The sequence below is a fragment of the Variovorax sp. AC194 genome, assembly GCF_979257995.1.
Genome location: NZ_OZ409823.1, coordinates 455,842 through 478,882, shown reverse-complemented (window position 1 = coordinate 478,882; position 23,041 = coordinate 455,842). Strand labels below are relative to the sequence as shown.

Here is a 23,041-nt window from a genome sequence, read left to right as displayed (position 1 = left end):
GCATCCCCGACCCTTCATCACGCAGGAGACAAGAACAATGAACCCGTTGCGAACCCTCGCGCGCCGCACCGCCGCCGCGCTCTCGATGTCCCTGCTGGCATCGCTTGCCGCGGAGGCCGCCGATCCGATCCGCATCGGATCGGTGCTCTCGATCACCGGTGCGGCCTCCTACATCGGCGACCCCGAGGCCCGCACGCTCAAGCTGTACGTCGACCGGATCAACGCCGCCGGCGGCGTGCTCGGGCGGCCGCTGGAACTGGTGACCTACGACGACGCCAGCGACGCGAACAAGGCGCGCACCTTCACCACGCGGCTGGCCGAGCGCGACAACGTGGCCGTGGTAGTGGGCGGATCGACCACCGGCACGACGATGGCGATGATCCCGGTGCTCGAGGCCGCGCAGCTGCCGTTCATGTCGCTGGCCGGCAGCGTGAACATCGTGGAGCCCGTGCGCAAGTACGTGTTCAAGAGCCCCCACACCGACCGCATGGGCTGCGAGAAGGTGTTCGCGGACATGAAGAAGCGGCAGTTCACCAGGATCGCGCTGATCGCCGGCACCGATGGCTTCGGCACCTCGATGCGCGAGCAGTGCCTGAAGGTGGTGGCCGGCTACGGCATCCAGATCCTGATCGACCAGACCTACGGCGCGCAGGACACCGACATGACGCCGCAGCTCACGCGCATCAAGGGCACGCCCGGCGTGCAGGCGATCTTCAACACCGGCGCATCGGGCCAGGGGCCCGCGGTGCTGACGCGCAACTACGGCCAGCTGGGCATGAAGGGCATCCCGCTGTACCAGAACCCCGGCGTGGCCTCCAAGAGCTACATCGAGCTGTCCGGTCCCGCGGCCGAGGGGGTGCGCCTGCCGGCCGCCGCGCTGCTGGTGGCCTCGAAGCTGCCGGCCGGCGATCCGCAGAAGCCCGTGGTCATGGCCTACACCGCCGCCTACGAGAAGGCCTCGGGGCAGCCGGTGTCCACCTTCGGCGGCGGCGCCTACGACGGGTTGACCATGGTGGTCGATGCGATCCGCAAGGCCAACAGCGCCGAGCCGCAGAAGATCCGCGACGCACTGGAGCAGACCCGGGGCTTCATCGGCACGGCGGGCCTGGTCAACATGTCGGCGCAGGACCACCTGGGCCTGAGCGCGGACGCGTTCCGGCTGGTGGAGGTGAAGAACGGCGACTGGAGCCTGGTCGACTGAACCCGATGTCCGAACTTCTCCAATTCCTTTTCTCGGGCCTCACGGTCGGCGCGGTGTACGCGGTGGTGGCGATCGGCTTCACGCTGATCTACGCCGCCTCGGACGTGGTCAATTTCGCGCAAGGCGAATTCGTGATGCTGGGCGGCATGACGACCGCGTTCCTGGCCGCGCTGGGCGTTCCGCTGGCCGCCGCCGCCGGGATGGCGATCGTGTTGTCGGTGGTGGTCGGCGTGCTGCTGCAGAAGCTGGCGATCGAACGCGCGCACGGCGCCTCGGCGGTGACGCTGATCATCATCACGCTGGGCGCCTCCATCTTCATCCGCGGGCTGGCCGGCCTGGTGTTCGACAAGCAGTTCCACGGCCTGCCGAGCTTTTCGGACGGCGCGCCGATCGCGCTGCTGGGCGCCACCGTGCTGCCGCAGAGCCTCTGGGTGCTGGGCAGCGCGGTGGCCATGTTCACCGCGCTGTGGGTGTTCCTGGACAAGACGCTGACCGGCAAGGCGCTGCGCGCGACCGCGGCCAACCGCCTCTCCGCGCAGATCGTGGGCATCGACATCTCCTTCATCCTGCTGCTGGCCTTCGGGATGTCGGCGGCGCTGGGCGCCATTGCCGGCATCCTGGTGGCGCCGATCACGCTCACGCGTTACGACATCGGCGCGCTGCTGGCGCTCAAGGGCTTCTCGGCCGCGATCTTCGGCGGCCTGGGCCACCCGGTGGGCGCGGTGCTCGGCGGACTGGCGCTGGGCCTGCTGGAAGCACTGGCGGCGGGCTACGTGACCTCCGTCTACAAGGACGGCGTCGCGTTCGTGGCGCTGATCCTGGTGCTGCTGGCCATGCCCAACGGCCTCATGGGCAGCAAGCTGGTGGACCGGGTATGAACCCGATTCCGCAAGCAAGCGCCGCGCCGGTGCCTCGCCGCGCCGGCCCCTTCGCCTGGCTGCGCTCGGGCCGCGGCGCCCTCGGACTGCTGGCGCTGGTGATCGCGCTGCTGCCCGTGGTGGTGGATTCGAACTACGTGCTGCGCATCGTCGCGCTCGTGTGGATCATGGGGCTGGGTGCGATCGGCCTGCACATCCTGATGGGCCTGGCCGGGCAGATCAGCCTGGGCCATGCGGGCTTCTTCGGCATCGGCGCCTACGCGGCGGCGGTGCTGCCGCTGCGCTACGAGGTCCCCACGCCGCTGGCCGCGCTGGCCGGCGTGCTCGCCAGCGCGCTGATCGCCTACCTGGTGGGCAAGCCGATCCTGCGCCTGAAGGGCCACTACCTGGCGATCGCCACGCTGGGCTTCTCGCTGCTGATCGGGCTGGTGATCACCAGCGAGGTCGCGCTGACCGGCGGGCCGGACGGCATCGACGTGCGGCGCCTGGTGGTCGGCGGTGCGCCGGTCGCGTCGCCCGCGGCCTGGTACTGGATCAGCGGGGCGCTGCTGCTGGCCGGCACGGCGCTCTCGGTGGTGCTGCGCGACAGCCCGACCGGCCGCGCGCTGCGCGCGATCCTGGACAGCGAGGTGGCCGCGGCGAGCATGGGCGTGGACGTGGCGCGGCGCAAGCTGCAGGCCTTCGTGATCGCCGCCGTCTACGCGGCGGTGGCCGGCGCGGCGCTGGCGCTGATGAACGGATTCGTCACGCCCGATGTCGCCAACTTCATGACCTCGGTGGAGTTCGTCGCGATGGTGGTGATCGGCGGCGTCGCGACGCCGTACGGCGCCCTGGTCGGCGCGGCCCTGCTCACGCTCCTGCCGCAACTGCTGGCGGCGTTCCACGACTACCAGGAGATGGCGGTCGGGCTGATCATCATGCTGTCGATGATGTTCCTGCGCCGGGGCATCGTGCCCGCGCTGGGCGCTTTGATCGCCAGGAGGACGCGATGAGCGCGGCACTCGAAGTCAAAGACCTGTCGATCGCCTTCGGCGGCGTGGTGGCCGTGGACGGCGTGTCGTTCGAGGCGCGGCGCGGCGAGATCCTCTCGATCATCGGACCGAACGGCGCGGGCAAGACCACCTTGTTCAACATGGTCTCGGGCCTCTACCGGCCGCGCAGCGGCAGCCTGCGCCTGCAGGGCGCGGACGTGAGCGGGCAGCCGCCGTTCAGGCTGGCGCGCCTGGGCTTGTCGCGCACCTTCCAGAACCTGCAGATCTTCATGCAGCAGACCGCGCTGGAGAACGTGATGATCGGCCGCTGCCGCTGGGAGCGCACGAGCCTGCTGGCCGACATGCTGGGCTGGCCGTCGGTCTTGCGGCAGAACAAGGAGACGCGCGAGCGCGCCCACGCGGCGCTGGCGCGCATCGGCCTCGCGCAGCATGCCGACACGCCGGCGGCCAACCTCTCCTACGGATCGCTCAAGCGGCTGGAGATCGCGCGCGCCCTGGCCAGCGAGCCGCAGGTGCTGCTGCTGGACGAGCCGGCCGCGGGCTGCAACGCGGTGGAGACCGGCGAGATCGAGGCCATCGTGCGCGGCATCGCCGGCAGCGACGTGGCCATCGTGCTGATCGAGCACGACATGAAGATGGTGATGCGCCTGTCGCACCGGGTGCTGGTGCTCAACCAGGGCCGCATCCTGGCGGAGGGAACGCCCGACGAGGTGCGCGGCGACCCCGAGGTCATCGCCGCCTACCTCGGAAGCCACGCCACGCAGGAGGCCGCACATGCTGCAGGTTGAAGGACTGTGCACTTCCTACGGCCGGGTCTCGGTGCTCAAGGACGTGGACCTGGAGGTGCGCAAGGGCGAGATCGTCGCGCTGCTGGGCGCCAACGGCGCGGGCAAGACCACGCTGCTGCACACGCTCTCGGGCCTGCATCCGGCCACGCACGGGCGCATCCGCTTCATGGGCGAGCCGCTGGACAAGGTCAAGGCGCACCTGCGCGTGACGCGGGGCATCGCGCATTCGCCGGAGGGACGGCAGGTGTTCAAGCCGCTGTCGGTAGAAGACAACCTGCGGCTGGGCGCCTACCGCCGGCGGGACGCGGACGTCGGGCGCGACATGGACCGCATCTACGCGATGTTTCCGGTGCTCGGCCAGATGCGCCGGCGCATCGCATCCGACCTTTCGGGCGGCCAGCAGCAGATGCTCGCCATCGGCCGCGCGCTGATGGGCAAGCCCCGGCTGCTGCTGCTGGACGAACCGTCGCTGGGCCTGGCGCCGCTGCTGATCGACCAGATCTTCGAGGTGCTGGCCCGGCTGCGCGGCGAGGGCGTGACCATGCTCGTGGTGGAGCAGAACGCCGCCGCGGCGCTGTCGATCGCCGACCGCGGCTACGTGCTGGAGAGCGGCCGCGTGGTCCACACCGGCACCGGCCGCTCGCTGCTGGCCGATCCCGCCGTTCGCAACGCCTACCTGGGCATCTGAATCTTCGAATCTGGAAGGACTCACCATGACACACGACACCGATACCCCACCCGCCGGCGCGCAGGCCCTGCGCTCGCGGATGCTCATCGACGGGCAATGGCGCGATGCCGCATCGGGCCGCACGCTGCCGGTCTTCAACCCGGCGACCGGGGAACGGATCGCGCAGGTTCCCGCCGGCGCCGCCGAGGACGTGCACGACGCCGTGATGGCGGCGCGGCGCGCGCTTGAAGCCCCTGGCTGGCGCGGCCTCACGCCGTACGACCGCGAACGGCTGATGAACTGGCTGGCCGACCTGATCGAAGCCAACGCGGACGAGCTCGCGCGGCTGGAGACGCTCAACCAGGGCAAGCTGCTGCCCTGGTCGCATGCCATCGAGGTGGGCGGCAGCGCGCAGTGGTTGCGCTACATGGCCGGCTGGGCCACCAAGATCGAAGGCGCCACCTTCGACGTGTCGATTCCGTTCCCGCCCGGCACGCGCTACCGCACCTCCACCCATCGCCAGCCGGTGGGCGTGGTGGGCGCCATCGTGCCGTGGAACTTTCCGCTCGCCATGGCAATGTGGAAGATCGCGCCGGCCCTGGCCTGCGGCTGCACGGTGGTGCTCAAGCCGGCGGAAGAGACGCCGCTCACGGCGCTGCGGCTGGCCGAGTTGGCGCTGCAGGCGGGCTTTCCGCCGGGCGTGCTGAACGTGGTGACCGGCGACGGCGAAAACGCCGGCGCGGCGCTGGTGCGCCATCCGGGTGTCGACAAGATCACCTTCACCGGCTCGACCGAGGTCGGCCGGATCATCGGCGCGCAGTGCGGACGCGACATCCGCCGCGTGGCGCTGGAGCTCGGCGGCAAGAGCCCGGTGCTGGTGCTCGACGACATGGACGTCGGCGCGGCGGTGCAGGGCGCGGCCGGCGCGATCTTCTTCAACCACGGCCAGGTCTGCACCGCGGGCTCGCGCCTCTACATCGCCAAGCCGCTCTACGAGAAGGTGGTCGAGGGCATCGCCGCGGTGGCCGATGCCACGGTGCTGGGGGCCGGGCTCGACCCGCTGGCGCAGATGGGTCCCATGGTCTCCGCCCGGCATCGAGACCGCGTGATGGGGCTCATCGCCACGGCCACGGCCGAAGGCGGCGAGATCGTGGCGGGCGGCAAGGCCGGCGAGGGCGCGGGCTACTTCGTGCGCCCGACGGTCGTGGCCAACACCGCGGGCAAGCCGCTGACGCTGGTGCGCGAGGAAGTGTTCGGGCCGGTGCTGGTGGCGATGCCCTTCACCGACCTGGACAGCGTGCTGCGCGAGGCCAACGACTCGATCTACGGGCTGGGCGCCAGCGTCTGGACGAACCGGCTGGACAGCGCGCAGCGGGCCATCGACGCCCTGGACGCGGGCACCGTGTGGGTGAACACGCATAACATGGTCGACCCCAACATGCCGTTCGGCGGCTTCAAGTCGTCCGGCGTGGGCAGAGAACACGGACGCAGCGCCATCGAGGCCTACACCGAGCTCAAGTCGGTGTGCATCGCTTATTGATTTCCGACGAGACACGCATGACCGACTCCTCCAGTTCCTTCAAACCCCGCATCGGCTTCATCGGCCTGGGCGTCATGGGCGGGCCGATGGCCGCCCATCTCTCCAAAGCGGGCTACGCCGTGTCGCTGTGCGACGCCACGCCGGGCCTGGCCGCCCAATGCGCGCAGCCGCTGGCGCAGGCGCGCGCGTGCGGCTCGCCGCGCGAAGTCGCGCAGCACAGCGACATCGTCATCACCATGCTGCCCAACGGCCGCGTGGTGCGGGACGTGGTGTTCGGGGACGACGGGCTGGCCGCCGGCTGGACCGAAGGCGCGCTGCTGCTGGACACCTCCTCGGCGGAACCCTGGATCACGCGCGAGACGGCCGAGCGCCTGCGCGAGCGCGGCATCGGCATGGTCGATGCGCCGGTGTCCGGCGCGGCCTGGGGCGCGCAGGCGGCCGAGCTGGTCTTCATGGTCGGCGGCAGCCAGGACGAGGTGGCGCGCGTGCGGCCGCTGCTCGACGTGATGGGGCGCGCGGTGTTTCACCTGGGCGGTCTGGGCGCCGGCCACACGATGAAGTGCCTGAACAACCTCATCACCGCGGTGACGCTCACGGCCACGGCCGAGGGCCTGGCGATCGGCACCCGCGCCGGGCTCGATCCCGCGGTGATGACCGACGTGCTCAACGAGGCCACCGGCGGTTCGTGGATCACTCGCACCCACATCCACCAGCGCGTGCTCAGCCGCAGCTTCGACGATCCGTTCAAGCTCGAGCTGATGCTCAAGGACATGGGCATCGCCCTGGACCTGGCGCGCGAGATGGGCATGCCCGCGCCCGTCAGCGGCGTGAGCCAGCAGCTCTGGCAGGCGGCCCACCTGGCGCGCGGCGAAGGCGTGAGCGTCAGCGAGCTGGTGCGGTGGGTGGAAGACCTCACGCACACGGAGATCCGCTCGCCTTCGCCCAAATAACAGCGGAGCCGGCGGGCCTTACCAGCCCGCCCAGAGGTGCAGCGGCAAATACACCGCCATGCCCGCCAGCATCGTGCCGAGCACGCCGCGCCGCCAGTAGTAGTAAGCGCCGCCGACGACGGCCGCGTACAGGCGCGCGTCGTGCAGCGTGGTGATCAGGTGGCCCTGCGTCATGACGATCTCGGGCGCGATCACGCCGGCCAGCGCGGCCGCTGGCGCGTAGTGCAGCGCGCGGTGCGCCCAGTCCGGCAGGCCCCACGGGCGGTCGAGGATGAAGAAGAAGCAGCGCGTGAGCACCGTGACCAGGGCCAGGCCGGCGATGACGCCCAGCGTCCAGAGGTCGGTGGTGCCGGTCACTTGTCGTCCTCCGCGTCGGGGTCGAGCCCGAACTGTTTTTCCAGCCAGAAGCACAGCAGCACCGCGGCGCCGATGGCCACGACGATGTTCAGCTTGAGCGGCAGCGCATAGGCCGCGACCGCGGTGGCGCCGGCGATCAGCGCGGCCAGGATGCGCAGCGGCGTCGTCGCCATCGAGCAGACGATCGCCACCAGGCTCAGCACGCCGGCGAAGCCCAGGCCCCAGGTCTGCGGAATGAAGTTGGCCAGGGCGATGCCCAGGAGGCTCATGCCCATCCAGGAGCACCAGGTCACGAAGTAGTTGCCGGTGAGATAGGCCTCCTGCGACTGCTGCTCGGCAATGGTCAGGGGCGGCGCCGGGTACTGCCGGGTGAAGAGCGCGTAGCTCAGGTCCGCCGTCAGGTAGCCGTGGGTCATACGCCGCCAGCGCGGCATGTGCATGAGGTAGGGCCGCAGGTGCAGGCTGAAGACCACGAAGCGCAGGTTGACGCAGAAGCCCGTCGCCAGGATCACCCAGGCCGGCGCACCCGCGAACAAGAGCGGAATGGCCGCCAGCTGGGAGCTGCCGGCGTACACGAACAGCGTCATGGCCACCGCCTCGACCACGCTCATGTTCGACTTGACCATGGCCACGCCGGTCATCAGGCCCCAGGCGCCGATGCCCAGTGCGGCCGAGGACATGTCGCGGATGCCCTTGTGGAATTCGGGGCGCTGGCGGATTGCCGATGAAAGAAACATCAGCCGAACACCTGCCCGGGCTTCAGGTCGAAGCCGCGCAGGAAATCGGCCACGGGCAGGCGCTTGCCGCCCGGGCGCTGGAGCTCGGTGAGCACCACGCCGGCATTGCCGGTGGCCACCGCGACGCCGGTGTCGTCGACGGCCAGGATCGTGCCTGGCGCCGCCGCTTCATCGGCGGGCACCGTGTGCGCGGTCCAGAGCTTGATGGTCTCGCCGTCGAGTGGGCTGTTGGCGCCCGGGAACGGATCGAACGCCCGGATGCGCCGCACGATGGCGTCGGCGGGCTGGGCCCAGTCGATCTGCGCTTCGTGCTTCTCGACCTTGTTGGCATAGGTGACGCCTTCGGTCGGCTGCGGCGTGCGGGCGAGGTTGCCGAGGTTCGCCAGGGCTTCGACGATCATCCGGCCGCCGAGCGCGGCCAGGCGGTCGTGCAGGCGGGCGGTGCTGTCGTCGCCGATATCGAGGGCTTCGCGCAGCAGCATGTCGCCAGTGTCCAGGCCCGCGTCCATCTGCATGATGGTGATGCCGGTTTCGGCGTCGCCGGCCTCGATGGCGCGGTGGATCGGCGCGGCGCCGCGCCAGCGCGGCAAGAGGCTCGCGTGGATGTTCAGGCACCCGTGCGCCGGCAGGTCGAGCACCCACTGCGGCAGGATCAGCCCGTAGGCGGCGACCACCATCACGTCGGGCTGGGCCTTCTGCAGGGCATCGCGGCCGATGGCGGCTTCGTCCGGGTACTTGCCGTCGAGGCGAAGGCTGCGCGGCTGCGCCACCGGCCAGCCGTTGGCGACCGCGCACTGCTTGACGGGGGAGGCCTGCAGCTTCATGCCGCGGCCCGCGGGCCGGTCGGGCTGGCTTAGTACCAGCACGACGTCATGGCCGGCGGCGGCGATGGCCTCCAGCGCGACGCGCGCGAACTCGGGCGTGCCCGCAAAAGCGACCTTCAGCCGGCTCAATCCCGGACCCGTTCGAATTCGAGGTCATCCCCCGTGTGATAGCGGCGGACCACGCCGGTGGGGTCGATGTAGATATAGAGCATGCGGCGCTCGTTCACCGCCTTGTAGCGCCAGGTCCAGACCTGGCCGTCGAAGGAGCTCACGCGGTCGATCTGGTACGGCCGGCCGTAGAACGCCATGACGTCGTTCTGGCGCCACTCGTTGACCTTGATGTCGTAGCCGAAGCGCGCCTCGCTGAGCACCTGGGTCACCGAGACGACCTTGCCGGATGCGTCCACGTCGATGTCGGTGACCTCGAAGCCGGCCGGCATGCGCGAATACTGCAGGCGCTCGCCGCCGTTGTTGAGCGGATAGCGGCCCGTGGGGGCGCCCAGGCGCTGCAGGGTGTCGGCGGCGGAGGCGCCGGGCTGGACGCGGGTGGGCTCGTTGGCGCAGCCGGCAATGGCCGCCAGAACCGCGAGAGCCGCCAATGCCGCGAGGGAGCCGAGGCTGCGCGAGGTCATGAGATTCAGGCCCGTTCGCGCGTTTCTTCGCGCTGTTGCTTGAGCAGCTTGCTCTTGATGCGGTTGCGCTTCAGCGGCGAGAGGTATTCCACGAACACCTTGCCCAGCAGGTGATCGAGTTCGTGCTGGACGCACACGGCCAGGAGGCCCTCGGCCTCGATGGTGCGCATGTCGCCGTTCTCGTCGAGCGCCTGGACCTTGACCGAGGTGGAACGCATCACGCCGTCGTAGATGCCCGGCACCGAGAGGCAGCCCTCTTCATTGAGCACCTTTTCGTCGCTGGCCCAGGTGATTTCGGGGTTGATCAGCACGATCGGCTTGTTGCGCTCCTCGGACACATCGATGACGACGAGCCGCTCGTGCACGTCGACCTGGGTTGCTGCCAGGCCGATGCCTTCGGCGTCGTACATGGTCTCCAGCATGTCGGCAACCAGGGCCTTGATGCGCGCATCGACGCCCTGCACCGGCTTGGCCACCGTGTGCAGGCGCTTGTCCGGGTAACTCAGAATGATTCGTTTGGCCATGAAATCGGGGGGAAGTTGTGGCTATTTTCGCCAATTCCGCGACGCCGGGCGCCCCGCGGGCCCGAAAACGTTGCCCTCTCAAGGGCTTCGGGCGCAGAATTCGTAGCAAATTGTGAGATTCGTATGCGCAACGATACGTCGTGCGCTCACCCATCCAGACATGAAAAAGCTCAGATCCACCGAACGCCAGCGCCCCAATCTCTTCGCCACGCTGACCGCCCTGGCGGTAATCGGCAGTTGCGGCGCCACCACGGCCTGGGCACAAAACTACCCCGTCACGCCCCAGCAGCGCGCCACGGCCCAGCAGACCGCCCAGGCGGGCGTGCCGCTGAGCGAGCTGTCGCCCAAGGCGCCGGACGAATACACGATCAAGCCCGGCGACACCCTCTGGGCCATCTCCCGCCTCTACCTGCTGCGCCCCTGGCGCTGGCCGGAGCTGTGGGGCATGAACATCAACGAGATCGCCAACCCCCACCGCATCTATCCTGGCCAGGTCCTGTACCTGGACAAGAGCGGCGGCCGGGCGCGCCTGACCACCCGCCGCGGCGGTGTGAGCGGCGACGGCGGCACCATCAAGCTGTCACCCCGCACCCGTTTCGACTCGCTGGCCGGCATGGCATTGCCCACGCTCAACCCGAGCCTGATCGAGCCCTTCCTGAGCGAGCCGATCGTCGTGGACGCCAACACGCTCGAGAGCGCGCCGCGCATCGTTGCCGGCAACGACAGCCGCGTGCTGCTGTCGCGCGGCGACCGGGCCTACGCCCGCGGCAACCCCGAATCGCCGCTGGTCGAGGTGCCGGGCCCGGTCCAGCATTTCCGCATCTTCCGCAACGCCACGCCGCTGAAGGACCCGGGCACGGGCGAAATCCTCGGCTACGAGGCGCAGTACCTGGGCAAGGCCCAGCTGCAGCGCGGCGAATCGACCACCATCGAGACGGTCGACGACAAGGACATCATCACGGTCGTGCCGGCCAGCATCGACATCGTGGCCTCGCGGGAAGAAATGCGCGCCGGCGACCGCCTGCTGCCCGAGCCGCCGCGCCAGCTCTTGAGCTATGCGCCGCGCGCGCCTTCAACGCAGGTCGACGGCCGGATCATCTCGGTCTACGGCAATGCGGTGCAGTTCGCGGCGCAGAACCAGGTGGTGGCCATCAACAAGGGCACGCGCGACGGCATCGACAGCGGCCACGTGCTGGCGATTCTGAAGAACGGCGAAACCATCCTGGACCGCACCGGCGCGCGCAAGGAAACCATCAAGCTGCCGAACGAACGCATCGGTCTTTTGATGGTGTTCCGCACCTTCGAGAAGGTGTCGTACGCCCTGGTGCTCGAGATCAACGACACCCCGAAGGCGGGCGACTTCCTCGTCAACCCCTGACCGGCTTTTCGGCGCACACGTCCTCGCCCGTACCCGTTTGGAACGCGCAGAACTCGCAGGCTGGCTGCGGCTTTCACTGACGCCGGGCATCGGCGACGGCGCCGCGCGCAAGCTGCTCGCGGCCTTCGGCCTGCCCGAAGGGATTTTTGCGCAGGGCAATGCCGCGCTGCGGCAGGTCGTGAGCACCGCGCAGGCCGAGGCGCTGCAGCAGCCGCCTCACGGCCTGCAGGCATCGATCGACCTGGCCTGGCAGTGGCTGCAGACGACCGATGCCGGCGGGGTCACCCGCCGCCTCGTCACGCTCGGCGATGCCGGCTACCCCGCATCGCTGCTCGAAATGGCCGACCCGCCGCTGATGCTCTACGTGCTCGGCGCCGCGGACTTCGACCTCACGCAACTGCAGAACAGCATCGCCGTCGTCGGCAGCCGTAATCCGACACCGCAGGGCGCCACCAACGCGCGCAGCTTTGCGCGCGCGCTGGGCGATGCGGGCTTGCCCGTGATCTCGGGACTGGCGCTGGGCGTGGACGGCGCAGCGCACCAGGGCGCGCTCGACGCCGCCGGCGATGCGCCGCGGCTCGCCACGGTCGCCGTGGTCGGCACAGGCCTTGACCGCGTGTACCCCGCGCGGCACCGGGACCTCGCGCACCGCATCACCTTGCAGGGGCTGATCGTGAGCGAGCTGCCGCTCGGCACGCCGCCCCTCACGCAGAATTTTCCCAAGCGCAACCGGCTCATCGCGGGGCTGGCGCGCGGCACGCTGGTGGTCGAGGCGGCGCTGGCGTCGGGCTCGCTCATCACCGCGCGGCTCACCTCGGAGCAGGGCAAGGAAGTGTTCGCCATTCCGGGCTCGATCCATTCGCCGCAATCGCGCGGCTGCCATGCGCTGATCCGCCAGGGCGCCAAGCTGGTCGAGTCGGTGGCCGACATCCTCGAGGAGCTGCCGCCGTTGCGCACGAGCGTTGCGGCAAACGTGACACCCTCGAACGGCCACGCAGCCAACGACACCTCCGCGCCTGAAGACCCGCTGCTCGACGCGCTCGGCTTCGAGCCCGTGAGCCTCGACGCGCTCAGCGCACGCACCGGATGGAGCGCCGCGGCACTGCAGGCGAAGATGCTCGAGCTCGAACTGGACGGGCACATCTCACGCCTGCCGGGCGGGCTCTTTCAACGAATGGCATCCACCTAGCCCCGCTTGCATGTTCGTGGGCTATATTGGGCTCATGTTCGAAGTGCTTGTTTTTGTCTACGAAAACTATTGGCGCGGCGATGCCTGCCCCGAACCCGAACAACTGGGCCGCAAGCTCAGCGCCCACGGCTTCGAGGCAGACGAGATCCGCGATGCCCTTCACTGGCTCGACGGCCTGAGCCTCGCAACGCAAGGCATACAGCTGGAGCTCGATCCCGACGACGATGCCACCGCCACGGTGAGCTTCCGCGGCGCGCCCGAAGCCTCGTTGCCCCAGTCGGACGACGCGATGCGCGTCTATTCCCAGGCCGAGCAGGAACACCTGGGCGCCGAGTGCCTGGGCTTCATCCGCTTTCTCGAATCGTCGGACGTGCTGTCGTGCGGATTGCGCGAGATCGTGATCGAACGCGCGATGGCCGCGCCGGGCGATCCGGTCGCGCTCGACGAGCTCAAGATCATCGTGCTGATGGTGCACTGGAGCACAGGCATCGAGCCCGATGCGTTGGTGCTCGACGAGCTGTGCGAAAGCCGCGAAGGGCGCACCGCACACTGAGCCGGCCGCAGCGGCCGGCTGCTAGTTCAGCAAACGCTCGGGGTTCGCATCGAGCTTCGCCAGCGCTTCGCGCGTGGCGCGCACCGTGAGCGTCTCTTCCTCGGCCGGCACCAGGAGGCCCGCCTGCAGGTACGTCGCGAGTCGGCCTGCCTGGATCAGGAAGCTGCGGCCGTCCGCCGTGGCGAACAAATGCAATTGTTTCCGATCGCTGCGCCAGACGAACTGCACCTGGCTCACGCGGTCGTTGTGGTCCAGCATGAACCAGTTGCCCACCTGCAGCTCGTGCGCCCAGGCCAGCATGTCCTCGGGCACCTGCACGCCGGCGGCGTCGGGCACCACCTCGATCGAGGCGGCATCCACGCCCAGCAGCATTTCGATGCTGTGGGCATCGAGCGGCAGGTCGGCGGTGCCGCCGATGTCGCTCACGAAATCCTCCAGGTGCGCCAGGCGCTCGGCCATGGCTTCGATCTTGGCCTGCGGAATGGCCTCGGTCTTGGAGAGGAACGCATCGGACAGCGTGGCGCCGATGGTCTTGATGTGCGCTTCCTGCGGCTCGTCGACGATGCCCAAGAGCGCCATGCCCTGGCGCAGGCGCTGCAAGAGCTGCGGCAGATCTTGAATCACGCGCGCGCGGTCGGTGCGGTTGGGCTTGGCGCTCGCGGCCCAGACCAGTTCGGAGGCCACGCGCTTCAGCATCACCGTCTGCTCGCCCTGCGCGCCGTAGCGCAGCGCGGCGATCGCCAGCACCTCGGCCCAGACCTTGAAGAGGAACTCGCGGATCTCGTCGCGCACCGGCATGTCGTTGAGCATCTTGCGCAACTCGATGGTGTACTGGATCGCCATCGTTTCCTTCTGCTCGACCTGCTGCGCCACGCTCATCACGCGCTGCGTGCTGTCGCTCTGCGTGAGGTAGCGGCTGAGGAAAGCGACGAACTCGTCGAACACCAGCTTGAACACGCGCTGGCCGGTCTCGGGGTACTGCTCGATCACCTGCACCACGCGGCGGATCTCGCCTTCCAGCGCGCTGCCGGTGATGGCGGCCGCGTCGAACCCCATCACGCAGGAGCCCATGCGGTCGATCAGCATGCGCGCGGGGTGCTGCAGCGTGCCGAAGAATTCAGGCTCGGCAATGGCCACGCGCAGCACCGGCATCTGCAGCCGCGCGAACCACACGCGCGCCGAGAACGGAATCCGCTCCTCGGCGAGGATGGCCTGGAACATGAGCGCGACGATCTCGACCGTGGCCTTGTCGGCCGTGGTGGGCGCGCGCTTCTTGAGCTCGGCGCTGCGCCGGCGCAGGTCGACCGCGGTCTGCTGGATCATCGTGGCCTGTTCGCCCGACGCTTCCATGTACTGCGTGGCCGCCATGCGGTAGGCCGCCTCGGCATCGGCGATGGCGCCGGCGAAGGTCCTGGAGAACGCACGGGGCGCGGTGGTGCCGCCGACCCCACCAACAACCCCACCAGCCGCATTGCCGCCGCCCGAGCCGGGGCCGGTCGCGCGTCCCGCCTGGGCCGTGGCCGCGATCGAGTTCTGGGCGGTGACGATGGTGGTGTCGCCGCCGATGCGCGCGGTGACGAAGCGCTTGAGGCTCAGGAGCGCGGTCTGCGCGCGCTGCCGTGCGATCGTGAGCGGCGAGCCGCCGATCGTCGATGACGCGGGCATCGGCACGGAGGCCTGCTGCTGTTGCGGCGCCTGGGCACCGAAGCCGGGGCGTTGCTGCTGCCCACCGTTGTCCGCCATAGGCGCGGTCGCCGAAGCGCCTCCGCTCGCGAACGAACTGTTGAAGCCGCCACTGCTGCCGCCGCCGCCGGCATTGCCGGTGCGCCGCACGAAGCTCTTGAGGTCGATCTCCTGCATCACGCCGTTGGCGATCAGGAAGGCATTGGCGCCCTCGTAGGCCTTCACGACCACGTCGAGCAACTGCTGCTGCACCGTGTCCTGCACGCGGCTCCAGAGCTCGCGGCTCAGGCCCGCCGCGAGCCACTGCTCCACCAGCAGCTTGGCCAGCGTCTCGGGCTTGAGCACGTCCTTCGAATCGAGTTCGCTCGTGCCTTCCAGGTGCTGGATGCGCAGGCGCAGGTCGCTCAGCTCGAAGCTGGCCTTGTCGTGGATCACCTGCGCCAGGCGCGAGGCGAGGATGTTGGATTCGACGACCTCGTCGCCGATGAGCTCCAGCCGCAGCGCCGTGGGAAAGGTGGTGAGGCCGCCGGTCTGGGTGCCGGCGCCCAGGGCCTTGCGCCAGCCCGCTTGCGCGAGCGTGACCCATTGCGTGGCCTGCCCCTGGAACGCCACGAAATCGTCGCGGTGCTCCTGCATCGCGCGGGCGTTGCTCACCTCGGAAGCCAGCTGCGTCAGCCGGTCGCGGATCGCGCGGGCCAACGGGACGATGGCCCCTTCCGTGGCCAATACGAAACGCTCACGCGTCTCGCGTGCGAGCTGCAGGGAAGAGGCGGACCGCGCAATGCTCATTGAAAGATCGGGAAGGCCAAGGGGAACTCAAGGGGAACTGTTCGTCAGCAACAACCGCGAGCTTGCATCGGGAAACGCCACCGCACAAGTGCGGAGAATGCCCGGCGTTGCATACGAACAGCGGTGCAGCCGTGCCGCCCGCTTTGTTGAACCCTGAAGTATCCGTCAGACCACGGCGCCGGCGTTCGGGTCGTCTTCCGATTCGCCGTCGCGCTTGGTCGGGCCGCCCTTGATCAGGTCTTCGCGCTTCACGCCCAGCCACATCGCGATGGCCGCGGCCACGAAGCACGAGGAGTAGATACCGAAGCAGATGCCGATCGTCAGCGCCAGTGCGAAGTAGTGCAGCGTCGGGCCGCCGAAGAAGAACATCGACAGCACCACCAGCTGCGTGGAGCCGTGGGTGATGATCGTGCGGCTGATGGTCGAGGTGATCGCGCTATCGATCACTTCGGCCGTCGTGAGCTTGCGGTAGCGGCGGAAGTTCTCCCGCACCCGGTCGAAGATCACGACCGATTCGTTCACCGAGTAGCCCAGCACCGCCAGCACCGCCGCCAGCACCGCCAGCGAGAACTCCCACTGGAAGAAGGCGAAGAAGCCCAGGATGATCACCACGTCGTGCAGGTTGGCCAGAACGGTAGCCAGCGCAAACTTCCATTCGAAGCGAAACGCCAGGTAGATCATGATGCCCACCACCACCATGGCCAGCGCCTTCAAGCCGTTGCTGGTGAGCTCGTCGCCCACCTGCGGGCCGACAAACTCGTTGCTGCGCAGCTCCACCGTCGGCTCGACCGCCTTCAGCGCGCCCATCACCTGGTCGCTCTGCTGGGTCGAGGTCATGCCCTTTTGCACCGGCAGGCGGATCTGCACCGAGGTGCCGAAGCTCTGCACCTGCACCTCCTGGTAGCCCAGCTTGGCGACGACGTCGCGCACCTTGCCGACGTCGGCCGACTGCTTGTAGGCCACTTCCATCACCGTGCCGCCGGTGAACTCCACCGACAGGTGCAGCCCGCGGTGGAACAGGAAGAACACGGCCAGCGCGAAGGTGACGAAGGAGACGATGTTCAGCACCAGCGCGTGGCGCATGAACGGGATGGTCTTGTGGATCCGGAAGAATTCCATGGCTCTGTGCTGCCTCTTACTTGGTTTCGGCCACGGCCACGGCGTCGGCGCCGTCGGTCTTGGGGCGCCAGACCGTGCCGATCGACACGCTCTTGAGCTTCTTCTTCTGGCCGTACCAGAAGTTCACGAGACCGCGCGAGAAGAACACGGCCGAGAACATCGAGGTGACGATGCCGATGCAGTGCACCACCGCAAAACCGCGCACCGGGCCCGAGCCGAAGGCCAGGAGCGCGATGCCCGCGATCAGCGTGGTCACGTTGGAGTCCAGAATCGTGCCCCAGGCGCGCTCGTAGCCCGCGTGGATCGCCGCCTGCGGCGAGGCGCCGTTGCGAAGCTCTTCCCGCACGCGCTCGTTGATCAGCACGTTGGAGTCGATGGCCACGCCGATCGCCAGCGCCATGGCCGCGATGCCGGGCAGCGTGAGCGTGGCCTGCAGGATCGAGAGAATGGCCACCAGCAGCATCAGGTTGACCGCCAGCGCGATCGACGAGAACACGCCGAACAGCGCGTAGTAGATGCACATGAACACCATGATCGCGGCGAAGCCGTACATCACGCTGTCAAAGCCCTTCTTGATGTTCTCGGCGCCCTGCGTCGGGCCGATGGTGCGTTCCTGGATGATCTCCATCGGCGCGGCCAGCGAGCCGGCGCGCAGCAGCAGCGCGAGGTCGTTGGCTTCGGAGACGGTCATCGCGCCGGACACCTGGAAGCGGTTGCCCAGCTCGCCGTTGATCGAGGGAGCGGTGAGCACTTCGCCCTTGCCCTTCTCGAAGATCAGCATGGCCATGCGCTTCTTGTAGTTCTCGCGGCTCACGTCACGCATGATGTTGCCGCCCTTGGAGTCCATGGTCAGGTCGACCTTGGGCTGGTTGGTCTGCTGCTCGAAGCCGGGCTGCGCGTCGGTCAGGTTTTCGCCGGTGACCAGCACCTGCTTCTTCACGATCACCGCGCGGCCCGAGCGGTCCAGGAATTTCTCGGAGCCGAATGGCACCGGCCCCGTGCCCTGTTCGGCGGCGCGGCCTTCGGTGCTTTCGTCCACCAGGCGCATCTCCAGCGTGGCGGTGCGGCCGATGATGGTCTTGGCCTGGGCCGGGTCCTGCATGCCGGGCAGCTGCACGACGATGCGGTCGATGCCCTGCTGCTGGATCACCGGCTCGGCCACGCCCAGTTCGTTGATCCGGTTGTGCAGCGTGGTCACGTTCTGCTTGAGCGCCGCGTCCTGGAAGCGCCGCGCCGCCTCGGGCTTGATGCTCGCCACGATGCGCGACTCGCTGCCCTGCTGGCTCTCCACGATGCTCAGGTCGGGCATCTGGTCCTGGATCAGGCGCCGGGCGATCTCCAGGCTGTCGGCGTCGCGCAGCGTCACCTCCACGGTCTGGCCGTTGCGGTTCACCGCGCTGCCGCGCACCTTCTTGTCGCGCAGGCCCGTGCGGATGTCGCCGGCGAAGGACTCGGCCTTCTTGTCCAGCACGCCGCGCATGTCCACCTGCAGCAGGAAGTCGACCCCGCCGCGCAGATCGAGGCCCAGGTACATCGGGAACGCATGCAGCGCCGTCAGCCAGTGCGGCGAGCGCGACACGAGGTTCAGCGCCACCACATAGGAGGCTTCGTCTGCGTTGGGCACCAGGGCCTGCTGCAGCGCGTCGCGCGCCTTGATCTGGTCGTCGGTGGAGACGAAGCGCGCCCGCACGGCGGTCGGCTCGAGCGTGAGCAGGTCGGGCGCGAGGCCCGCCGCCTTGAGCACGCCCTCGACCCGGGCCTGCGTCGACGCATCGATCTTGATGGTGGACTTGGCCGCCGACACCTGCACCGCAGGCGACTCGCCGAAGAAATTGGGCAGGGCGTAGACGAGCCCCACGAGCAGCACGATCACGATGATCGTGTACTTCCAGACCGGGTAACGGTTCATGAGAAAGCGCTTTTCAAGAAACGGGACACGGCGTGAATTGGGGCCCTGCGCCGCAAAGCGCAAGGATCAGCTCACGCTTTTATTTGACGGCGCCCTTGGGCAGGACCTGCACCACGGCGCTGCGCTGGATCTTGATCTCGATGCCGTTGGCGATCTCCAGGCCCAGGTACTGGTCGCCGATGGAGGTGATCTTGCCGAGCACGCCGCCGGCCGTGGCGACTTCGTCGCCCTTGGCCAGGGCCTCGATCATGGCGCGGGCCTCTTTCTGGCGCTTCATTTGCGGGCGGATCATGACGAAATACAGCACCACGAACATCAGCACCAGGGGCAGCATGCTGCCGAGCGACGACAACATGTCGCCGCCGCCGGCGGCTGCGGGCGCGGTCTGGGCGAAAGCAGAGGAAATGAACAAGAGCGTCTCCAGGAGAGAGAGATAGGGAATAGAAAGCGAGAGGAGCGCGGGCCGGGCCTGCCGTTCCATCTCTGTGCGGCCACGGGACGCGGGCCGCAAGTCAAAGCTCGGCGGGGCTTGGCGCCGCGCACAGCACCGGGCATTGTATTCGGGGCACGGCGCCCGCCCACCGGCTTATCCGGCGCGGTGGGGAGGGCTTTCCGGGTATCCGGCGCGGCCGTTATTTGCTACGTTTTGAATAGCAAAGAGCGCCCAATGGGCGCTCTTCGAAGGCTGAAGCGGCTGAAAAATCAGGCCGCCGCGCGCTGCCCCTGCGGATTGCGCCACTTGGCCATCAGCTCGCTCCAGCGCGTGCGGGCCGCCACCAGGTTGCGCTCCTTCACGTGCCCGTAGCCGCGGATCTGCTCGGGCAGGCTCGCGATTTCCAGCGCCAGCGCGTGGTTGTCGGCGCGCAGGGCGCCGATCACCTCGTCGATGCTCGCGCGGTATTCAGCGATCAGCGCGCGCTCGGTCTTGCGCTCTTCGGTGCGGCCGAAGATGTCCAGCGCCGTGCCGCGCAGGCCCTTGAGCTTCGCGAGGAAGCGGAAGCCCGTGAGCATCCAGGGGCCGAACTTCTGCTTTTGCAGCTGGCCCTTGGCGTTCTTCTTGGCAATGATCGGCGGGGCCAGGTGGTAGTTGAGCTTGTAGTCGCCTTCGAACATGCCTTCGACGCGGTCCAGGAACGAACGGTCGGTGTGCAGGCGCGCCACTTCGTATTCGTCCTTGTATGCCATCAGCTTGAAGAGGTAGCGCGCCACCGTTTCGGTCAGCGCCGTCTTGCCCGGCAGTGACGATTCGGCCTGCTGCACCTTGGCGACGAACTGCTTGTATTGCTCGGCGTAGGCGGCGTTCTGGTAGCCGGCGAGGAACTCGGCGCGGCGTGCCACCAGGCTCTCGACGGTCTCGCGCTTCTTGAACTCGATGACCTGCCCAGGGCGCACGCGCTTTTGCAGTTCCTCGGGGCGAACGGCGGCCTGGCGGCCCCATTCGAACGCGGTCTTGTTGTTCTCGATGGCCACGGCATTGAGCTCGATGGCGCGCATCAGCGACTCGTGCGCCAGCGGCACCCAGCCCTTCTGCCAGGCGTAGCCCAGGATCATCGGGTTGACGTAGATGCTGTCGCCCATCAACGTGGTGGCGGCCGCATCGGCGTCGAAAGTGCCGATGCCGTCGATGCCCACGGCGCGCGCAATTTCGGCGGCGCAGGCGTCTTCGGGGTTCTGCCAGTTGGCGTTGCGCACGAAGGCCGCTGTCGGCGCGCTGTGGCTGTTGAGCGCCACGTGCGTGCGCCCTTCGCGCATGCGCGCCATGGTCTCGCCGTTGACCGTGACCAGCGGATCGCAGGCCAGGATCAGGTCTGCCGCCGCCGTGCCCACGCGCGTGGTGCGAATGTCGTCCTGCGTGTCGCCGATGAGCACGTGGCTCCAGGTGGCGCCGCCCTTTTGCGCGAGACCCGCCGCATCCTGCGTGACGATGCCCTTGGCCTCGATGTGCGCGGCCATGCCCAGCAGTTGCCCGATGGTGATGACGCCGGTGCCGCCGACACCCGCCACCACCACGCCCCAGACCTTGCCGCCCGCGAGCGACGGGATCGTGGGCTCGGGCAAGAGGCCGAATTCGGCGGGCGTCGCGCCCTTGCTCTTGCTCTTCTTCTTGAGCTGGCCGCCCTCGACGGTCACGAAGCTCGGGCAGAAGCCCTTCAGGCAGCTCATGTCCTTGTTGCAGCTGCTCTGGTTGATGGTGCGCTTGCGGCCGAACTCGGTCTCCAGCGGCTCCACCGAGAGGCAGTTGCTCTGCACGCTGCAGTCGCCGCAGCCTTCGCACACCAGCTCGTTGATGACCACGCGCTTGGCCGGATCGACGGCCGTGCCGCGCTTCCTGCGGCGGCGCTTCTCGGTCGCGCAGGTCTGGTCGTAGATGATGGCCGTGGTGCCGGCCATCGCGCGGAACTCGCGCTGGATGTCGTCCAGCAGGTCGCGGTGCTTCACCTGCACGTGGTCGCCGGGAATCGAGACGCCCTCGTACTTCTCGGGCTCGTCGGTCACGATCACGACCTTCTTGGCACCCTCGGCATGCAGGCTCTCGGCAATCTGCAGCACCGAGTGGCCTTCAGGGCGCTCGCCGACCTGCTGGCCGCCGGTCATGGCAACCGCGTCGTTGTAGAGGATCTTGTAGGTGATGTTCACGCCGGCCGCGATGCTCTGGCGAATGGCCAGCAGGCCGCTGTGGAAGTACGTGCCGTCGCCCAGGTTCGCGAAGATGTGCTGGTCGGTCGTGAAGGGCTGCTGGCCCACCCACGGCACGCCCTCGCCGCCCATCTGCGTGAAGCCGATGGTGGAGCGGTCCATCCAGGTGGCCATGAAGTGGCAGCCGATGCCGCCCATCGCGCGCGAGCCTTCGGGCACCACGGTGCTGGTGTTGTGCGGGCAGCCCGAGCAGAACCACGGCTGGCGCGTGGCGTCGGCCACGCTGGTGGAGGCCTGCTGCACCACCATCGAGCGCTCCTTGGCTTCCAGGATGGCCAGTTGCGCGTCGATGCGCGCGGTCATTTCGGCGCCGGCCGCGGCCAGGAGACCCGTCTTCTTCAGGCGCGCGGCAATGGCCTTGGCGATCAGCGCGGGGTTCAGGTCGGCGTTGGCGCGCAGCAGCGTGTGCGCGGTCGGGTTGGGCATCGACCATTCGCCGCCCGAGTAACCCTCGGCCGCGTGCACTTCGCCTTCGTCGAACTTGCCGACCACGTTGGGGCGCACGTCGGGGCGCCAGTTGTAGAGCTCTTCCTTCAACTGGTATTCGATGACCTGGCGCTTCTCCTCGACCACCAGGATTTCCTGCAGGCCGGTGGCGAATTCGCGCGTGAGCTGCGCTTCGAGCGGCCACACCACGCCCACCTTGTGCAGGCGGATGCCCAGCTGGCGGCAGGCCGCGTCATCCAGCCCCAGGTCCAGCAGCGCCTGGCGCGTGTCGTTGAAGGCCTTGCCGCTGGCCATGATGCCGAAGCGATCGTTCGGCCCTTGGATCACGTTGTGGTTCAGCCGGTTGGCGCGGATGTACGCGAGCGCGGCGTACCACTTGTAGTGCATGAGCCGCGCTTCCTGCTCCAGCGCATGGTCGGGCCAACGGATGTGCAGGCCGCCGGGCGGCATTTCGAAGTCGGTGGGAATGACGATCTCCACGCGCTCGGGATCGATCATGGCCGTGGCGCTCGACTCGACGATCTCCTGGATCGTCTTCATGCCCGACCACACGCCCGAGAAGCGGCTCAGCGCAAAGGCGTGGATGCCCAGGTCCAGGATTTCCTGCACGCTGGTCGGAAAGAACACCGGCGTGCCGCAGGCCTTGAAGATGTGGTCGCTCTGGTGCGCGGCGGTGGAGCTCTTGGAGATGTGGTCGTCGCCGGCCACCGCGATCACGCCGCCGAATTCGGTGGTGCCCGCCATGTTGGCGTGCTTGAAGACGTCCGAGCACCGGTCCACGCCCGGGCCCTTGCCGTACCAGATGCCGAAGACGCCGTCGAACTTGTTGGTGCCCTGCGGCGAGAAGCCCAGCTGCTGGGTGCCCCAGAGCGCGGTGGCCGCGAGCTCTTCGTTCACGCCCGGCTGGAAGACGATGTTCTGTTCCTTCAGGAACTTGCTGGCCTTCCACAGCGCCTGGTCGTAGCCGCCGAGCGGGGAGCCACGGTAGCCGCTGATGAAGCCGGCGGTGTTCTTGCCGGCCTGCTTGTCGCGCAGTTGCTGCAGCATGGGCAGCTTGACGAGGGCCTGGACGCCGCTCATGAAGGCGCGGCCGTAATCGAGGGAGTATTTGTCGTCGAGCGTGACGGTCTCTAGCGCGCGGCGAATGTGCTCGGGCAGCGGGGCGTTCATGTTGTCTGTCTCCGTAT

20 protein-coding genes are annotated in these 23,041 nt (G+C 68.4%); 10 read left to right on the top strand and 10 right to left on the bottom strand.

The genetic code is table 11. The annotated features are described in order from the left end of the window. The first annotated feature begins 37 nt into the window (after window positions 1-37). From ACZYRS_RS02250 to ACZYRS_RS02220, 7 genes are read left to right on the top strand one after another with little or no spacing between them, the layout of a single operon-like run. Complete coding sequence (locus tag ACZYRS_RS02250; protein WP_463417964.1) at window positions 38-1,201, top strand: ABC transporter substrate-binding protein; 1,164 nt, start codon at window positions 38-40, stop codon at window positions 1,199-1,201. Between the two features lie 5 nt (window positions 1,202-1,206). Then, a complete protein-coding gene (locus ACZYRS_RS02245; protein WP_463417963.1) occupies window positions 1,207-2,079 on the top strand; it encodes a branched-chain amino acid ABC transporter permease in 873 nt (290 codons plus the stop codon). Next, a complete protein-coding gene (locus ACZYRS_RS02240; RefSeq protein ID WP_463417962.1) occupies window positions 2,076-3,071 on the top strand; it encodes a branched-chain amino acid ABC transporter permease in 996 nt (331 codons plus the stop codon). The genes ACZYRS_RS02245 and ACZYRS_RS02240 overlap by 4 nt, the downstream gene beginning before the upstream one ends. Continuing rightward, a complete protein-coding gene (locus ACZYRS_RS02235; protein WP_463417961.1) occupies window positions 3,068-3,859 on the top strand; it encodes an ABC transporter ATP-binding protein in 792 nt (263 codons plus the stop codon). The genes ACZYRS_RS02240 and ACZYRS_RS02235 overlap by 4 nt, the downstream gene beginning before the upstream one ends. Beyond that, window positions 3,846-4,547, top strand: a complete 702-nt coding sequence (locus tag ACZYRS_RS02230; RefSeq protein WP_463417960.1) for an ABC transporter ATP-binding protein — start codon at window positions 3,846-3,848, stop codon at window positions 4,545-4,547. The genes ACZYRS_RS02235 and ACZYRS_RS02230 overlap by 14 nt, the downstream gene beginning before the upstream one ends. Before the next feature lie 25 nt (window positions 4,548-4,572). Next, the gene (styD, locus tag ACZYRS_RS02225) at window positions 4,573-6,066 is read left to right on the top strand and encodes a phenylacetaldehyde dehydrogenase StyD (protein WP_463417959.1); all 1,494 of its coding nucleotides are present in this window, start codon (window positions 4,573-4,575) and stop codon (window positions 6,064-6,066) included. A gap of 17 nt (window positions 6,067-6,083) precedes the next feature. After that, complete coding sequence (locus tag ACZYRS_RS02220) at window positions 6,084-7,016, top strand: NAD(P)-dependent oxidoreductase (RefSeq protein WP_463417958.1); 933 nt, start codon at window positions 6,084-6,086, stop codon at window positions 7,014-7,016. A gap of 18 nt (window positions 7,017-7,034) precedes the next feature. Here the strand turns inward: ACZYRS_RS02220 and ACZYRS_RS02215 are convergent, their stop codons facing one another. Genes ACZYRS_RS02215 through def form a run of 5 tightly spaced genes read right to left on the bottom strand, consistent with a single transcriptional unit; the run spans window position 7,035 to window position 10,090 of the window. Further along, window positions 7,035-7,373 carry an AzlD domain-containing protein gene (locus ACZYRS_RS02215; protein WP_463417957.1) on the bottom strand — a complete coding sequence of 113 codons (339 nt, stop codon included), beginning with the start codon at window positions 7,371-7,373 and terminating at the stop codon, window positions 7,035-7,037. Then, window positions 7,370-8,110 (bottom strand): AzlC family ABC transporter permease, encoded by a 741-nt coding sequence (locus ACZYRS_RS02210; RefSeq protein WP_463417956.1) that lies wholly within the window; start codon window positions 8,108-8,110, stop codon window positions 7,370-7,372. The genes ACZYRS_RS02215 and ACZYRS_RS02210 overlap by 4 nt, the downstream gene beginning before the upstream one ends. After that, a complete protein-coding gene (fmt, locus tag ACZYRS_RS02205) occupies window positions 8,110-9,063 on the bottom strand; it encodes a methionyl-tRNA formyltransferase (protein WP_198788890.1) in 954 nt (317 codons plus the stop codon). The genes ACZYRS_RS02210 and fmt overlap by 1 nt, the downstream gene beginning before the upstream one ends. Further along, window positions 9,060-9,566: a hypothetical protein gene (locus ACZYRS_RS02200; RefSeq protein WP_198788889.1), complete on the bottom strand. Its 507-nt coding sequence runs from the start codon at window positions 9,564-9,566 to the stop codon at window positions 9,060-9,062. The genes fmt and ACZYRS_RS02200 overlap by 4 nt, the downstream gene beginning before the upstream one ends. A gap of 5 nt (window positions 9,567-9,571) precedes the next feature. After that, entirely contained in the window at window positions 9,572-10,090 is a 519-nt protein-coding gene (gene def, locus ACZYRS_RS02195; RefSeq protein WP_198788888.1) for a peptide deformylase, read from the bottom strand. 160 nt (window positions 10,091-10,250) lie between these two features. On the opposite strand from def, the gene ACZYRS_RS02190 reads away from it, so the two are divergent. The 3 genes from ACZYRS_RS02190 to ACZYRS_RS02180 are packed head-to-tail and all read left to right on the top strand — an operon-like array spanning window position 10,251 to window position 13,210. Continuing rightward, complete coding sequence (locus ACZYRS_RS02190; protein WP_198788887.1) at window positions 10,251-11,468, top strand: LysM peptidoglycan-binding domain-containing protein; 1,218 nt, start codon at window positions 10,251-10,253, stop codon at window positions 11,466-11,468. A gap of 37 nt (window positions 11,469-11,505) precedes the next feature. Beyond that, window positions 11,506-12,657 carry a DNA-processing protein DprA gene (gene dprA, locus ACZYRS_RS02185; RefSeq protein WP_463417955.1) on the top strand — a complete coding sequence of 384 codons (1,152 nt, stop codon included), beginning with the start codon at window positions 11,506-11,508 and terminating at the stop codon, window positions 12,655-12,657. A 34-nt stretch (window positions 12,658-12,691) separates the two neighbouring features. Continuing rightward, entirely contained in the window at window positions 12,692-13,210 is a 519-nt protein-coding gene (locus tag ACZYRS_RS02180) for a Smg family protein (RefSeq protein ID WP_198788885.1), read from the top strand. A gap of 21 nt (window positions 13,211-13,231) precedes the next feature. Here ACZYRS_RS02180 and ACZYRS_RS02175 read toward each other — a convergent pair whose 3' ends face one another. The 5 genes from ACZYRS_RS02175 to ACZYRS_RS02155 all read right to left on the bottom strand — a co-directional run bounded on the left by ACZYRS_RS02175 (window position 13,232) and on the right by ACZYRS_RS02155 (window position 23,024). Next, complete coding sequence (locus ACZYRS_RS02175) at window positions 13,232-15,682, bottom strand: DUF1631 family protein (RefSeq protein WP_463417954.1); 2,451 nt, start codon at window positions 15,680-15,682, stop codon at window positions 13,232-13,234. Between the two features lie 165 nt (window positions 15,683-15,847). Next, the gene (gene secF, locus ACZYRS_RS02170) at window positions 15,848-16,801 is read right to left on the bottom strand and encodes a protein translocase subunit SecF (RefSeq protein WP_198788883.1); all 954 of its coding nucleotides are present in this window, start codon (window positions 16,799-16,801) and stop codon (window positions 15,848-15,850) included. A gap of 16 nt (window positions 16,802-16,817) precedes the next feature. Continuing rightward, complete coding sequence (gene secD, locus ACZYRS_RS02165; RefSeq protein WP_463417953.1) at window positions 16,818-18,710, bottom strand: protein translocase subunit SecD; 1,893 nt, start codon at window positions 18,708-18,710, stop codon at window positions 16,818-16,820. Window positions 18,711-18,789: 79 nt separating this feature from the next. After that, the gene (gene yajC, locus ACZYRS_RS02160) at window positions 18,790-19,122 is read right to left on the bottom strand and encodes a preprotein translocase subunit YajC (protein WP_198788950.1); all 333 of its coding nucleotides are present in this window, start codon (window positions 19,120-19,122) and stop codon (window positions 18,790-18,792) included. A 290-nt stretch (window positions 19,123-19,412) separates the two neighbouring features. Beyond that, the gene (locus tag ACZYRS_RS02155; RefSeq protein WP_463417952.1) at window positions 19,413-23,024 is read right to left on the bottom strand and encodes an indolepyruvate ferredoxin oxidoreductase family protein; all 3,612 of its coding nucleotides are present in this window, start codon (window positions 23,022-23,024) and stop codon (window positions 19,413-19,415) included. Between the last annotated feature and the right edge of the window lie 17 nt (window positions 23,025-23,041).